We start from the raw sequence: 13,029 nt of genomic DNA, 5'->3' as shown, positions 1-13,029 counted from the left end.
TCACGCATGAAACACCTTTCCCTCCTTCTTCTGCTGTTGCTGGCCTGCGGGCTGCGGCCGCCCACGGCATCAGCCCAAACCTACCTGCAAGCCGGCGACGTGCTGCTGCTGGGCTACAATGCCCAGGACCCCGACGACTTTGCTTTTACCCCTTTAGTTAATTTAGAAGCTGGCACCCAGCTCAAATTCACTGACAACGGCTGGCAACCTACCGGCGGCTTCCGCCTCACCGAGGGCATCTGCACCTACACCGCACACCTGAATTATAGTAAGCAAACGCATTGATTTTTCCACTATTTTCCTTCTCCGCATGACCTCGAAACTCCCCCTACCTGGCCCTGCTCACGCTCACGCAGTGTAGCAGCTGCAAAGATGGCCCCAGCTCCAACGCCCAACTCCCGCCCGCCACCCAGGAAGGCAAGAACACCTTCGGCTGCCGCGTCAATGGCCAGGTGTGGGTAGCATCGCCTACGGCTTATGATGGCTTTGTCGTCCTTTATGAGCCTAGCCGAACCCAAGGCGGCATTCTCAATATTAGTGCGTCCCGCTATCCTGCCAATGGCGTCAACCAGACAGTTAAATTATTTGCTGGGCCCATTTTTCAAAACCGCACATTCCGTTTCACTTTGCCGGCCTCTAATGCTGAAGGGTCAGTTAGCTATTACGATGAAACAAAGAGCGACCAGTGCAACAGCATTCTATCTTACTACGCTAGCTATCTAACCGGCCAATTAACCCTGACCCGATTAGACGAGCAAGCCGGTATTATCTCTGGCACCTTCGACTTCACCATCGCCAAGCCCGGCTGCGATACCATTCGCGTCACCGACGGCCGCTTCGATAAAAAACTCTAACCCGTTCACCCTTCATTTTTTTCACGCATGAAACACCTTTCCTTCCTTCTCCTCTGGCTGCTGGCCTGCGGCTTGCGCCCGCCCACGGCACAGGCCCAGACCACCCTGCACCCCGGCGACGTGGCCCTGCTGGGCTACAACGCCACCGACCCCGATGATTTTGCCTTCACCCCGCTCGTCAATCTGGAAGCGGGCACGCAGCTCAAGTTCACCGACAACGGCTGGCAACCCGGCGGCGGCTTCCGCCTCACCGAGGGCATCTGTACCTACACCGCCCCGGCCGGGGGCGTGCCCCGCGGCACCATCATCAGCCTGCGCAATTACTAGACTAAACAAATAGATTCAAACCCTTTACCCGCCTACCCGGGGCGCGGGGCCTACCAGCCAAAGCCCCCGATTTTTTTCTTTTTTTCCACTCCCAATTCCCACTTTAGTACACATGAAAAACGGTAACCGCATTTCCGAAGAATTCAAGGATGCTGACCTGAAAGCCGTGCTCGACGCCATCAGTGTCATCGAAAGCAAGATGCCCTGGCTGCTCACCCTCGCGCCCGACGAAAGCCGGGGCCTGCGCAACCTGGGCTTCGATGGGCTGCCCTTTGCCCAGGCCGCCCTCGATGCCGTGCGGGCCGATATCAACTTCACCCGCCGGGGCTTCGACCTGGAAGAGTTTGAGAAAGACGTGACCCTGTACGGCCAGCTGAGCCAGGTGCGCGCCCGCCTGGCAATTCTGTGGCAGAAGGTAAACCAAACGACCCAGGTAGCCGGGGCCGACATGATGGTGCAGGCCGACGATGTGTACGAGGACATGAACAAAGACAATGGTGAAACCGCCGCCGTGCAGGGCCCGCGTCAGATAATGAAGAAGCGCTACGCCCAGCGCACCGCGAAAGACAAGGCCGCCAAAGCCGGCGCCTAGCGCCCCCAAGTGGTCCGGCACCACCCGGGAGTGGTAGCAAACCACCCTAGGGTGGTTCCGGACCACTCGGGAGTGGTGCCGGACCACCCTGGAGTGGTGTCGGACCACCCTGTAGTGGTGTCGGACCACTCGGGAGTGGTGCCGGACCACTCCCGAGTGGTCCGACACCACTTTGCTCCTGCTTCATTGCCCTCCCGCGCCCGCCTGGCCTTGTGCCGGGCGGGCGTTTTGCGGCGTGGCATGTCCCGCGTCGCAGCGCGACCTTTGTAGCCTGCGCTACGACGCATTACTGCTTTATATGAAAGACCTCGCTACCCTGCGCCGCCAGCTCGACGCGCAGTACGACCGCTACAACCGGCCCGAATTCATCAAAAACGACCCCATTCAGATTCCGCACCGCTTCACGCTGAAGCAGGACGTGGAAATCAGCGCCCTGTTTGCGGCGCTGCTGGCCTGGGGGCAGCGGCCCACCATTATTAAGAAGTGCAACGAGCTGCTGCACCGCATGGACGATGCCCCGCACCAGTTCGTGACGCAGCACCAGGACGAGGACCTCAAGAAGCTGCTGGGCTTCTGTCACCGCACGTTCTGCGATACCGACTTGCTGTATTTCGTGGAGTTTCTGCGCACCTGGTACCAGCAGCACGACACGCTGGAAACGGCGTTTCTGGTGGGGCACTCGCAGCGCGAGCGGCTGATGAACTTTCACCAGCGCTTTTTCAGCCTGCCCGATGCGCCGCCGCGCACCCGCAAGCACGTGGCCACGCCGGCCCGCAAATCGGCCTGCAAACGCATCAATATGTACCTGCGCTGGCTGGTGCGCCACGACGACCGCGGCGTAGACTTCGGCCTCTGGCGCCGCCTCTCCCCGGCCGAGCTCATCATGCCCATCGATGTGCACGTGGAGCGGCAGGCCCGGCCGCTGGGTTTGCTCTCGCGCCAGCTCGTGGACTGGGAAGCCGCCGAGGAACTCACGGCCAACCTGCGCCTGCTCGACCCGACCGACCCGGTGAAATATGACTTCGCGCTGTTTGGGGCGGGGGTGGATAAGTAGGCGCATCTCACCCGCGCCGACCTCACCCCCGGCCCCTCTCCAAAAGAGAGGGGAGCCGGTCATGCGCGGTCATACTTGTTCTGGAATCGTCAGGCTCCCCTCTCTTTTGGAGAGGGGCCGGGGGTGAGGTTGAACGGCGCGCATAAAAAAGGCCTTCCCGCTACCGGGAAGGCCTTTTTTATAAAGCAATAGCGCAGCTTACCACACCTTGGCGCGGTCGGCGGCGGGGGCCACCATCTTGCTGCCGTCTTTGCAGCCGAAGGCGGCGTGGAATTCGGGCATGTTCATGAGCGGGCCGTTGGTACGGAACTGGGCGGGCGAGTGCGGGTCGACCTGCACCTGCTGGCGCAGGAACTCGGGGCGGGCATTGGTGCGCCAGATTTGGGCGTAGGCCAGGAAGAAGCGCTGGTCGGGCGTGAAACCGTCGATGGTTTTGCCGGCCTTGTACTGCGGCGTCTTCATAAACGCCTGGTGGGCGATGGTGAGGCCACCGAGGTCGGCGAGGTTTTCGCCCATCGTCAGGTCGCCGTTCACATACACCGAGTCGAGGGGCGAGAACTTCGAGAACTGCTTGCCCACCACGGCAGCTTTGGTGTTGAATTTCTCGGCGTCCTCCTTGGTCCACCAGTCTTTCAGGTTGCCGTCGGCGTCGTACTGCCGGCCCTGGTCGTCGAAGCCGTGGGTCATTTCGTGGCCAATCACGGCGCCGATGCCGCCGTAGTTCACCGCGTCGTCGGCCTTGGGGTCGTAGAAGGGCGACTGCAGAATGCCGGCCGGGAACACGATTTCGTTCATGCTCGGGTTGTAGTAAGCATTCACGGTGGGCGGGGTCATGCCCCACTCGTTGCGGTCCACCGACTTGCCGAAGTGCGCCAGTTGGTATTGGTTGGCCCACTCATTGGCGGCCATCATGTTTTGGAGGTAGCTCTCGCGGTTCACGTTGAGCTTGGAGTAGTCCTTCCACTTGTCGGGGTAGCCGATTTTCACCGTGAAGGCATTCAGCTTCTTGATGGCCTGGGCCTTGGTGGCGGCGCTCATCCAGTCGGTGGCCTGAATGCGCTCGGCGTAGGCCACGCGCAGGTTTTCAATCATGTCCTTAGCGCGCTGCTTGGCGGCGGGGCTGAAAGCCTTATCCACGTAGAGCTGGCCAAAGGCCTCGCCCAGGGCGCGGTCGGTCGACTGCAGCATGCGCTTCCAGCGGGGCTGCTGCTTTTTGGCGCCGGTCAGCACCTGGGCAAACTTGAAGCTCTCGTCGCCGAATGCTTTGGGCAGGGCGGGTACCGAGCTGCTCACGAGGTGCCAGCGCATGTAGGTTTTCTGGTCGGCAATGGGCTCCTCCTTCCACATGGTGTTCACCTCGGTAAGGAAGGCGGGCTGGCCGATAATCACCTCTTTCGCCGCGCCGAGGCCGCTGTCCTTCAGCATCAGCGGGAAGTTGATGTTGGGGTAGTCGGCGGCGACTTTGCTCACCGGCATCTTGTTGTAGTTGGCGTAGGGGTCGCGCAGCTCCACGCGGCCCTTGCTGGCCTTGGCAAGGCGCGTTTCGATGCGCAGCACCGTAGCGGCGTTGGCTTTCGCCGTGGCTTCGCTGTCGCCGAGCAGCTTGAAGGTATTTACCAGATACGTCTCGTAGGCCGCGCGGATGCCCTTCGAGCGGGCGTCGTCTTTGAGGTAGTAGTCGCGGTCGGGCAGCGAGAGGCCGCCCTGGTTCACGAACACCGCGTACTGGGTGCTGATTTTATCGTCCTGCCCTACGCCGGCGCCAAACCAGGCATTGCCCGCATGGGCCTTGGGGTCAGCCATAAACTTCTGCATTTCGGCCAGGGTTTTGATGCTGGCGATGCGGTCGAGGTAGGGCTTGAGGTACTTGGTGCCGGCAGCTTCGATGGCTACCGTGTCCATGGCCGCAGCATAGTAGTCGCCTACTTTCTGCGCGTTCGAGCCTTTGGGAGCCTTGGCGGCATTTTTGGCAGATTCGTTCAGAATGGCGCGCAAGGTGGCGTTGTTGCGGTCAGCCAGCTCGTTGAAAGCGCCCCAGCGCGTTTCAGCCGCCGGAATCGGGTTGTTTTTAAGCCAGTTGCCCGAGGCATACTGGAAGAAATTGTCGCAAGGGCTAACCGTAGCATCAATGTTAGCCACGGTGATACCGGTGCCCTGCTGGGGCGGCGGCGGCGGCGTGGCGCCCGCCACCAGCGTGCTGGCAGCGAAACCCGTACCCACCACCGTGGCCGCCAGACGGCGCAAACGCGAGGAAGAAGTCATGCAAATGGAAATGAGGGTGAAAATTGGGGAATTCGGCCGCAAGATACGTCCGGCCAGCGGCCTGCCCATAACTTGGGGGTAACAGTTGGCGGCAAGGACCACGCGCGCGCCCAACGGTTGCACGGCCGCGAGATGTTCCCGCCGCGTAACTTAGCAGCAATGCCGCTCTACAACCGCCGTCCCGAATTTCTGGCCCCGCCACCGCCCCCGCCGCTGGGCCTGGCCGCCCTGCTGGCCGAGGTGAAGCACACGTTGCACCGCCAGTTTGCCGAGGCTTATTGGGTGGTAGCCGAGGTGGCCGAGCTGACCGTGCCGCGCTTCGCCGGCAGCCATTGCTACCTCACCCTCATTGAGAATACGACCGATAACCGCGGCCTGCCGCTCAAGGCCCAGGCGCGGGCCACGCTCTGGAGCCAGCGCTACCAGCAGGTAGCGCCCGCCTTCGAGCAGGCCACCGGCCAGCTGCTGCGGCCCGGCCTCCGGCTGCTGCTGCGGGTGCAGGTGCGCTTTCATGAGCAGTACGGCCTCAGCCTCGACGTGCAGGCCATCGACCCCAGCTACACCGTGGGCGAGCTGGCCCGCCAGCGCCAGCTCACGCTGGCCAAACTGGCCGACAAAGGCCTGCTGGAGATGCAGAAGCGGCGGCCGCTGGCGCTGGCGCCGCAGCACGTGGCCGTCATCTCCTCCCCCACTGCTGCCGGTTTTCAGGACTTTGTGCAGCAGCTGCGCGAGGCGCCTTACGACTTTTCGCTGACGCTCTTCCCGGCCACCATGCAGGGCGAAGAGGCGCCCGCCAGCATCCGGGCGGCGCTGGCGGGCATCCAGGCACGGCGGGCGGATTTTCAGGTGGTCGTGCTCATTCGCGGGGGCGGCAGCAAAACGGATTTGCTGGCCTTCGACGATTACGGACTGGCGGCGGCCATCGGCGCGTTTCCGCTGCCGGTGCTCACGGGCATCGGCCACGAGCGCGACGAGGCCGTGGTGGACCTCACCGCCCACCGCGCCCTCAAAACACCCACCGCCGTGGCCGCCTTCCTGGTCGAGCGGCTGGCCCGGCTCGAAGCGGCCTTTCTGGGCTATGGCGAGCAGGTGGTGGCCCTGGCCCGCCGCCGCCTGGCCCACCACCACCAGCAGCTCGATGCGGTGGCCCGGCGCCACCATCAGGCGGCACGCCAGCACCTGCTGGCAGCGCGCACCGACCTGCAGCAGCGCATTCGGCAGGCAGCCCAGGCGCCCCGCGAGCAACTGCGGCAGCAGGCTTCCCAAGTGGAACGCCTGCGCCACGCGCTACCCCGGGCAGCCCGGCAATTCACTGCCCGCGAGCAGCGTAAGCTGCGGCAACGCGGCCGGGCGCTGCTCCGACGCTTCGGCCGCCACCACCAGCGCCGCCGCGAGGAAGTATTACGCCAGCGCTTTCTGTTGCAACTGGCGGTGGAGCGCAGCCTGCACCGCGCCGAGCTGCGGCTGGCCGTGGCGGCAGCGCTACACCCCGAAAGCGGCAATTGAATTCCGCCTCTGTTACTCACTATTTCACCACCTCACCATTTCACCACTAATGACCTACCGCGAAGCCATTGCCGAGCTGGAAACCATTCTGCGCGCCCTCGAAACCGACGCTATCGACGTGGACGACCTTACGACCCGCGTCGAGCGCTCGGCCGAGCTTATTCGCCTCTGCCGCCACAAGCTGCGCCACGCCGAAGCCTCCCTGGACCGCGTGTTCGACTCGCTCGATGAGGACGATGAGGAACTGCCGGAGGAAGGAGACGATGAAGAGCTTGATGACGAAGACGATGAACTTGACGACGAACCCGAGCAGCCCGGCGGCCCCGGCCGGCCGACGCAAACCAGCTGGCGTTTTTAAGCAATTGTATTTTCAGGGAAAAAGAATTTCTGATAAAAGATTGGATTATCATTCCTATTTAATCTATCTTTCGGCCAAAATATTTTTTCTCACCATTTCAATCTGCATCAATCATGGCATTTGACGGCTCTGAAGGCACCTCCATCGACCCAAACACTGCCGGCGACTGGACGCGCAACTTCCGCGACAATTCGACTTCGGGTAACAACGCCCATTTTTTTGGGCGTGAAATTCTGGAGCAGCTGCTGGCCGAGGAAGGCGCCGTGGGCATTCGCTTCTACTACGGCCTCGATGATAACGGCGACCGGCAGCTGCTGGCCGTGGCCGCCGATGCCGAGCAAAACGATTTGCTGGAAAACGATAACATCGTAGCCGACGAATCGAGCTGCTGCCCGCCCTACAGCAGCAGCTCCAACCTACTCAACAGCTAGGCCTTGCGCCACGATGCTTCTCGTTAGCACTACTCAGCTGGTCATCGCCTCCGAGGCCCTGAGCCTGCTCATGCAGGTCAGCATTATCGTGCCGATGGTGGTCAGCTGGCGGCGTTGGTCGCAGCTGTCACCGCTTATGCGGCTGCTGAGCTCCTACGTGTACCTGTCGGCCCTGAGCGTGGTGGCTGCCCGCTGGGCCGAGTGGACGCACCACAGCAACCTGCTGTACCTGATGGCGTTCAACGCCGGCAAGATAATACTGTTCACGGCCGTGTACTTTCAGGTATTGCAGCTGCGCTGGTTGCGCTGGCTGTTTGTGGGGCTGGCCACGGTGGGCCTGCTGGCCGGGGTATACGTGGGCTTGCGCCAGGAAATGGGCCTGATGATGACCTATTTCCGCACCCTGCAGTGCGGCTTGCTGGCCGCGCTGGCGCTGGCCTACCTTGAGCAACTGTCGCGCGAGCCTCCACGCGAGCGGCTCCGCAGCAACCCTATGTTTCTGCTGAGCGTGGGGCAGCTGATATATTCGGCCGGTACCGTTGTATTTTTCAGCCTCGACTTCACCAGGGCGTCGGTGGCGCAGAATAAAATCTACTTTGGGGTAGTGGCAATTTCAGGCTTGATTTTCAACACTCTGCTGACGATGGCCTTCTTACGAGCCCGCCCCGATGGCCCCGAAACCCAGCGTCCGGTCACCGGCAGCTAAAACCGGCGGGCTTTTTCAGACATTGCTGCTGCTTTTGGGATTACAAATCGGCCCTCTCTTCGCCTCTCCGCCGTCCCTGCTCATGGACTCAATGCTGCTACCTGTGCTGCTGGCCACGCCTACGCTGCTGCTGCTGGTGCTGGCACTGGTGGGCTTTCTGATGCGCTACCAGACCAGCCGGCTGCGGCAGCAGCGCGAGCTGGCGCAGGTGCTCGAAACCGCCCAGCAGCAAGCCCTGACCGCCGCGCTGGTGGCGCAGGAAGATGAGCGGCAGCGCATTGCCGGCGAGCTGCACGATGGCGTGGGCACTATTCTGGCGCTGGCCAAGCTGCACCTCTACGCCCCCGGCACGGTGCCGGCCCCCGAGGCCAGCCACCTCATCGACCAGGCGGTGGCCGAGGTGCGCCGCATCTCGCGCAACCTGCAGCCGGCCACGCTGCAGCAGCTGGGCCTGACGCAGGCCCTGCGGGCGCTGGTGCAGGCCATCCCCACCGACCAGGGCCTCGATGTGCGCCTGGAGCACGACCAGCCGCCGCTGGAGCGCTACATTCCGGCCCACGAGCTGATGGTGTATCGCATTGCGCAGGAGCTGCTGGCCAATGGCCTGCGCCACGCCCAGGCCCGCCACATCTGCCTGCGGCTCAAGGCCGAGCCCAGGCTCCTCACGCTGATTTATACCGACGATGGCCAGGGCTTCAACCTGGCCATCCTGGAAGAACTGCCCGCCCCGGCGCCCCTCGGCCCGCCCGTGGGCATGGGACTCATTAACTTGCGGAGCCGCGTGGCGGTACTGGGCGGCCAGCTGCGCTACCACTCTACCCCGGGCGGGGGTACCCAGGTCGAAGCAATATTGCCCGTGACGCGCCTGGCCCCGGCGCCGGTTTCCCCCTCTTACCCCCTTGCCTCATGAACCCTGCTGCTTCCACGCTCCCGCCGGTGCGCCTCGCTATTGTCGACGACCATATTCTGTTTCGCAAAGGCCTGATGGCACTGCTTGGTGGCTACCAGGGCATTGAAGTGGTGTGCGAAGCCGGCAACGGCCAGGAGCTGCTCGAATGCCTTGACCAGGGCGTGCGCCCCGACGTGGCCCTGATGGACATGCAAATGCCCGTCCTCGACGGCTTGCAAACCACCCGCCTGCTGCGCTCACAGTTTCCGTGGGTGCGGGTGGTTATCATTTCCATGCACGACGATGCGTCGCTCGTCAGCACCGTGCTGGCCGACGGCGCCCACAGCTACCTGCTCAAAAACACCTCGCCCGAGGAAATGCGCAGCGCCATTATGGCGGCGGCAGGACGGAGCTAACGGTTAACCAAGAATAAGCTATTGAAAGGCTCCTAAACAAAAAGCCCCGCATCTGCGGGGCTTTTTGTTTGTGCTCACAATAAACTCTGAACCATTACTTACAGCGCTACCGACATGCCGATGGTGAAGGTGCGGCCGCGGTTGAAGAATACGTTCAGGTTGTTGGGGTCGACTACGTTGGTGCTGGACGAGTTATTCACGTCGGTGAAGTAGAACTCGTTGAGCACGTTCAGCACCGAGGCTTTGAAGCCGATGCGCACCTGGTCATTGAAGAAAGGCTTGAGGTCGTAGCCGAAGTGCATGTCGAACTGGCGGCTGGTGGGCAGGCGGTACGAGTCGGTGCGGGTGTCGGGGTTGAGGATGTTGTCGGGGTTGAAGGCGGCGTAGTACTTGGTGAAGAGCAGGAACGACGGGCGGATGTAGGCCCCGCGGATGGGCTCGACGCGCAGGCCGAGCTGGAACTGGTTCTGGGCGGCGTCGCCCACGTGCACGTTGTCGAGGTACACGGGCACGTTCTGCGCGCGGTCGGCAATGAGGATGCCGGCTTCGTCGGAGTAGGTGGCCAGGCCCTGGCCAATCCAGCGCCAGTCGCCGATGGAGATGGCGGCGTTGAGCTGCACGCGGCGGCTGATTTCCTGGGCCACGCTCAGCTCGACGCCCATGTGGCGGGCATCGACGTTGCGCACGCTGGTGTAGACGAGGTCGGTGGAATTGTAGGAGTTCGTCGATTTATTGGTCCACAGCGTGTAGTAGGCATTCAGGGTGGCCTTTAGGTTGGGGTAGCTGATGCCGTAGCCCAGTTCGAAGCTGGTGATGCCTTCGGGGCGCACGTTGGGGTAGCGCACGCCGTTGGTGGTGTACACTTGGTTGAAGAACGGCACGCGGCTGATGTAGCCGGCGTTGAAAAACAGGTTGTCGTGCTCGGTGAGGTTGTAGTTGACGCCGCCTTTGAAGCTGTAGCCGGTGAAGTCCACCCAGGGAGTTTCGACGTTTTGGGCGTCGGCGGCGGTGTAGGTGGTACCGGGCTGGCCGGGCGTATCGGATGGGATGGTGACACTCTGGCCAAAGCCCAGCGAATAGGTCGAGTCGCCCACGGTCAGCTGCTTGGCCTGGAAGTAGTCGATACGCTTGTAGTTAATCTGCGAAACGGTGGCGCTCACCACGGCCGACAGTACGGGCGTTTTGTATTCGAGCTGGGTGTAGGCGCCCAGCCACTGGGTTTTGCCGTCGTAGTTGTAGCCCAGCTTGTCGCCCACGCCCAGGCGGGTGGCGGGGTCGCTGTTGCGGTCGGTACCCGAGGGGATGGCGGCGTAGTTGGCGCCGAGCAGGTCGCGGATTTCACGGTAGTGCAGGCCGTAGTACGTGCGGCCATCGACGCCGGCCGAGAGGGTCAGCTGTTCGTTCAGGGCGTAGTCGGCGCCCACCACGAAGCCGTACCAGCGGTGGCTGTTGACGCTGTTGATGAGCATACCCGTGGCCTTTTTGTCGGGGTTAGTGATGGTGCCCAGGTTAGCGTTGTTGTCGTAGATGGTCTGGAAGTCGGTCTGGCCGTTTTTGGCGGGCAGGGAGGTAGAGTTGCCCGGGCTGGTGAGGCCGGTAATGCCGCCGCCGTTGCCGTACGAGGCGTAGAGCACGGTCGAGATAAAGAGCTTGTCGTTGACCTGCCAGAAGTCGTTGAGGTTAATCTGGGGCTTGTGGTAGTAGTTGGCGCGCTCGTTGAGGGTTTCGGTGGGGCCGTTGACGATGGCACCGCTGCTGTCGCGGTAGCGGCGGTTGAGCTTGCCCCAGTAAGGGTTGTAGTCGAAGCCGTACTCGGTGCCGGAGCGGGCGCCTACCTCGTTGGCTTTCTCGTTAGAGAATGCGTTGATGCGCTGGGTGAAGCTGCGCTGGCCGTGGCTTTGGGGCGAACCCATGGCGGTGAGCGAGAGGCGGTGGGGGCCGAGGCGCTTGCTGATGTTGCCGAAGTAGGTCCAGGCGTCGTCGTAGGCCTGCTGCACCCAGCCGTCGGAGGTGCGGCGCGAGCCGTAGAAGGTGAAGGCCCAGTCGCCGGGCAGGGTGCCGCTGCTGAGCATGAGCGACGACTTGCGGTAGTTGTTGGAGCCGGTTTCGACACGGGCCAGGATGCTGCGCTTGTCGTCGAAGCCCTTGGTGAGCACGTTGATGGTGCCGCCCACGGAGGGCACGGCGATTTTGGAAGCCGAGAGGCCGCGCTGTACCTGGAGGGACTTGGTGACGTCGCCGAGGTCCCAGTTGGACCAGAAGACGGAGCCGTTTTCCATGTCATTCACCGGCACACCGTTCACGAGCACGGCCACGTTGCGCTGGTCGAAGCCGCGCACGTTGATGCGCGAGTCGCCGGTGCCGCCGCCGCCCTGGGTAGCGTACACGCCGGGCGTCTCGTTGAGAATCATGGGCAGGTCGCGGTTGGAGAGGGTTTCGCGCAGCTTGACCTCGTTGACGGCGGCGAAGGCCACGGGGGTGGAGCGCTCCTGGGCCTGCGAGGCCACCACGGTTACTTCGTCGAGGCTGGCGTTGTCGGTGGGCAGGCGGAAGGTGGCCACCACGTTCTGGGTGGTGATTTTGACCGTCTGGGTGACGGGCTTGTAGCCGATGAAGCTACCCAGGATGGTGTAGGTACCGGCCGGCAGGTTGGCAATCTTGTAGTTGCCGTCGGAGTCGGCGCCGGCGCCGGTGTTCTGGCCGTTGCCGGTGAGCTGCACGGTAGCGCCGGGCAGGGTTTCGCCCGATACGGCATCGACAACCCGACCACGCACGGAATAAGTGGTTTGGGCCAGCGCGGGCAGCGCGAGCAGACAAACCAGCACAAGGCTTAAAAAATGCTTCATATTGCCAAAAAATGCACCCGGTACAATTAGGGGACTACAAAGATAATAGCCGCCGGCTGCAGACCTGGCAAAGCGTAGGTAAAGTTGGGGTTAAGAATGGCGGAATGGCGGCCTACAAGAGCTCGGTGGCGGGGTCCCAGAACACCTTATCCAGCCCTATCAGCTGGTCGTCGACGACGCGCAGGCCTTCGGCTTCGAGGGCCTCCTGCATGGCGGTGGGGGTGGCGAAGTGCAGGCGGCCGCTGAGCTGGCCGAGGCGGTTGAGCACCCGGTGGGCGGGCACGAACTGCTCGGCGGTGTGGGCGGCCATCATGGCCCAGCCCACCAGGCGGGCGCCGCGCCGCGAGCCGAGGTAGTGGGCAATGGCGCCGTAGCTGGTGACGCGGCCCGGCGGAATGAGGCGCACAACGGCGTGGACGTCGGCGAAGAAATTGGGCTTGTCGGCGGGTGGGGAGGGCATTAGCAGGAATGAAATGGGGAGTCAATCATCGTTACCAGAAGAAACTATGCACAGCTTAGGAGTCTAGTTGCATAAATTAAGCATCAGATTGCATAGTACGAGTATCGGGTTGCATGGTACGAGTATCGGGTTGCATAGCACGAGTATCGGGTTGCATATGACGAGTGTCGGGTTGCATACTACGAGTGTCGGGTTGCATACGACGAGCATCAGATTGCATAGAATAAGTATCGGGTTGCATACAATGAACTGGCGAGTGCATCGTTCAGACTTAACTTTGTGCAGAAGTGGTAGATGAGGGCCTATCTTGCGAGGGCTGACGGCGACC

The 13,029-nt window shown here is 62.4% G+C and carries 14 protein-coding genes; 11 read left to right on the top strand and 3 right to left on the bottom strand.

Annotated elements, in window-relative coordinates; translation table 11 throughout:
* Positions 1-6 precede the first annotated feature (6 nt).
* The 5 genes from Q5H93_RS06060 to Q5H93_RS06040 all read left to right on the top strand — a co-directional run bounded on the left by Q5H93_RS06060 (position 7) and on the right by Q5H93_RS06040 (position 2,827).
* The gene (locus Q5H93_RS06060) at positions 7-285 is read left to right on the top strand and encodes a hypothetical protein (RefSeq protein WP_305005605.1); all 279 of its coding nucleotides are present in this window, start codon (positions 7-9) and stop codon (positions 283-285) included.
* A gap of 47 nt (positions 286-332) precedes the next feature.
* Entirely contained in the window at positions 333-854 is a 522-nt protein-coding gene (locus Q5H93_RS06055; RefSeq protein ID WP_501991639.1) for a Riean_0653 family protein, read from the top strand.
* 27 nt (positions 855-881) lie between these two features.
* Positions 882-1,181 carry a hypothetical protein gene (locus tag Q5H93_RS06050; protein ID WP_305005603.1) on the top strand — a complete coding sequence of 100 codons (300 nt, stop codon included), beginning with the start codon at positions 882-884 and terminating at the stop codon, positions 1,179-1,181.
* Between the two features lie 112 nt (positions 1,182-1,293).
* Positions 1,294-1,773 (top strand): hypothetical protein, encoded by a 480-nt coding sequence (locus Q5H93_RS06045; protein ID WP_305005602.1) that lies wholly within the window; start codon positions 1,294-1,296, stop codon positions 1,771-1,773.
* 298 nt (positions 1,774-2,071) lie between these two features.
* Positions 2,072-2,827, top strand: coding sequence for a TIGR02757 family protein (locus tag Q5H93_RS06040; RefSeq protein WP_305005601.1), 756 nt, complete (start codon positions 2,072-2,074; stop codon positions 2,825-2,827).
* 198 nt (positions 2,828-3,025) lie between these two features.
* On the opposite strand, the gene Q5H93_RS06035 is transcribed toward Q5H93_RS06040, so the two are convergent.
* A complete protein-coding gene (locus tag Q5H93_RS06035) occupies positions 3,026-5,089 on the bottom strand; it encodes a M13 family metallopeptidase (protein ID WP_305005600.1) in 2,064 nt (687 codons plus the stop codon).
* Positions 5,090-5,248: 159 nt separating this feature from the next.
* Between Q5H93_RS06035 and xseA the strand changes: the two genes are divergently transcribed.
* The 6 genes from xseA to Q5H93_RS06005 all read left to right on the top strand — a co-directional run bounded on the left by xseA (position 5,249) and on the right by Q5H93_RS06005 (position 9,395).
* Positions 5,249-6,595, top strand: coding sequence for an exodeoxyribonuclease VII large subunit (xseA, locus tag Q5H93_RS06030; protein WP_305005599.1), 1,347 nt, complete (start codon positions 5,249-5,251; stop codon positions 6,593-6,595).
* A gap of 49 nt (positions 6,596-6,644) precedes the next feature.
* Positions 6,645-6,953 (top strand): exodeoxyribonuclease VII small subunit, encoded by a 309-nt coding sequence (xseB, locus tag Q5H93_RS06025; RefSeq protein ID WP_305005598.1) that lies wholly within the window; start codon positions 6,645-6,647, stop codon positions 6,951-6,953.
* A gap of 113 nt (positions 6,954-7,066) precedes the next feature.
* Positions 7,067-7,384 carry a hypothetical protein gene (locus Q5H93_RS06020; protein WP_305005597.1) on the top strand — a complete coding sequence of 106 codons (318 nt, stop codon included), beginning with the start codon at positions 7,067-7,069 and terminating at the stop codon, positions 7,382-7,384.
* A 13-nt stretch (positions 7,385-7,397) separates the two neighbouring features.
* Complete coding sequence (locus tag Q5H93_RS06015) at positions 7,398-8,090, top strand: hypothetical protein (RefSeq protein WP_305005596.1); 693 nt, start codon at positions 7,398-7,400, stop codon at positions 8,088-8,090.
* A gap of 82 nt (positions 8,091-8,172) precedes the next feature.
* On the top strand, positions 8,173-9,000 hold the full coding sequence (locus Q5H93_RS06010; RefSeq protein ID WP_305005595.1) for a sensor histidine kinase: 828 nt from the start codon (positions 8,173-8,175) through the stop codon (positions 8,998-9,000).
* Positions 8,997-9,395 carry a response regulator gene (locus Q5H93_RS06005; protein WP_305005594.1) on the top strand — a complete coding sequence of 133 codons (399 nt, stop codon included), beginning with the start codon at positions 8,997-8,999 and terminating at the stop codon, positions 9,393-9,395. The genes Q5H93_RS06010 and Q5H93_RS06005 overlap by 4 nt, the downstream gene beginning before the upstream one ends.
* A gap of 98 nt (positions 9,396-9,493) precedes the next feature.
* Here the strand turns inward: Q5H93_RS06005 and Q5H93_RS06000 are convergent, their stop codons facing one another.
* Together Q5H93_RS06000 and Q5H93_RS05995 are read right to left on the bottom strand one after the other, a co-directional pair.
* Entirely contained in the window at positions 9,494-12,241 is a 2,748-nt protein-coding gene (locus tag Q5H93_RS06000; RefSeq protein WP_305005593.1) for a TonB-dependent receptor, read from the bottom strand.
* 112 nt (positions 12,242-12,353) lie between these two features.
* A complete protein-coding gene (locus Q5H93_RS05995) occupies positions 12,354-12,701 on the bottom strand; it encodes an MGMT family protein (RefSeq protein WP_305005592.1) in 348 nt (115 codons plus the stop codon).
* Between the last annotated feature and the right edge of the window lie 328 nt (positions 12,702-13,029).

The sequence above is a fragment of the Hymenobacter aranciens genome, from assembly GCF_030580865.1.
Lineage (GTDB): Bacteria > Bacteroidota > Bacteroidia > Cytophagales > Hymenobacteraceae > Hymenobacter > Hymenobacter aranciens.
Note: the sequence above shows the minus strand (reverse complement) of the source record. Positions and strands in the feature narration are given on the sequence as shown.